Source organism: Saccharothrix sp. NRRL B-16348, from assembly GCF_001280085.1.
Classification (GTDB): domain Bacteria; phylum Actinomycetota; class Actinomycetes; order Mycobacteriales; family Pseudonocardiaceae; genus Actinosynnema.
Map to the genome: position 1 here is coordinate 1 of NZ_LGED01000066.1, position 1,065 is coordinate 1,065.

A 1,065-nucleotide genomic window follows, 5' to 3' on the forward strand; every position below is an offset into this window, starting at 1 on the left:
CGGCCGTGACCATGTCGAACTCACGGTTGAGAATCCCGACGTAGGTCGAGTCGCCCAGCTTGCTCGCGGCGACCGCGGTGCCGAAGTACCGGCCGCTCTGCTGTGCCGCCGCGGCGAGCGTGGAGGCGGCGCCACTGGCGGGTGACGCCACGAGGACCGCGGCGCCCGCGGCGGCGGCGACCAAGGTCGTCACGAGCGCGACTCGTGCGACTGACTTCGCTGTCAGCGTCATGTTCGGGGCTTCCTGAGGAGCACCCGTGGGAGCACGGGTGGGACGGTTGGGTCGGAGCGGTCGTTGGTCCGCTCGGTGCGAGTGGCCTGGAATCGCTCGTAGCCACACACTGTTCGGTTCGAAACGTTAAGTAGTATTAACCGAAACACTTTGGCCGATCAAGGCTCGTCTTTGGTCGGCCACCGACCCAGTTTTCGGGTGCCTGAACGCTCGCGAACCGGTTAAGTGTGATCTTGGGTCTCCGCTGAAAGTCCAGGTGAACGGCCCATTTGCGCGGGTGGGACGGGTTGTGGCCCCGCAGTGTCGAACCGCGTCGCGGCGAGGCGCTGTTTCGCAACCATTCGAAACTGTTTTCGCAAATTTCGACGCTAAAGAAGCGTGCCGGCTGTCAGAGTCGGGGTGTTGCGGGGTCCCGCCGGTCGCGCCGACCGCGCCGTCGACATGATCAAGAGTGCGATCGGGTCGGTGCGCCGCCGTGCGGATCCGCGCCGCCTCGGCCGGGCTGTTGTTTGCGTTCACAGGCGAACGGCAGGGCGGCTCGGCTCACCGCGCGTTGGGCGGTAAGAATGCCGTGGGTAGGCCGAAAGGTGCTAAAGTTAGCGCTCACAATTTTAGCTTTGACCGCGCTCTCGGGACCTGGCTAGATTGGCGCCGATGATGACGTGGGGAACCCGCGACGTCGGCGGCGTCCTCGTCGAAGCGGAAAGAGGCGATGATGCCCACCCGTACACGCGGACGACTCCTCCACCTCGCCTTGGCGGCCGTTGCGGCGTTGGGTGTGGTGACGGTGGCTCCGGTGGGGCCTGTGGTGGTGGCTGCGCCGGGTAGTCCGG

General features: G+C 65.9%; 1 pseudogene. It reads right to left on the reverse strand.

The features are described 5' to 3' along the window. Window positions 1-232 (reverse strand): annotated as a pseudogene (locus ADK67_RS08925) (endo-1,4-beta-xylanase); the annotation flags it as partial. Between the last annotated feature and the right edge of the window lie 833 nt (window positions 233-1,065).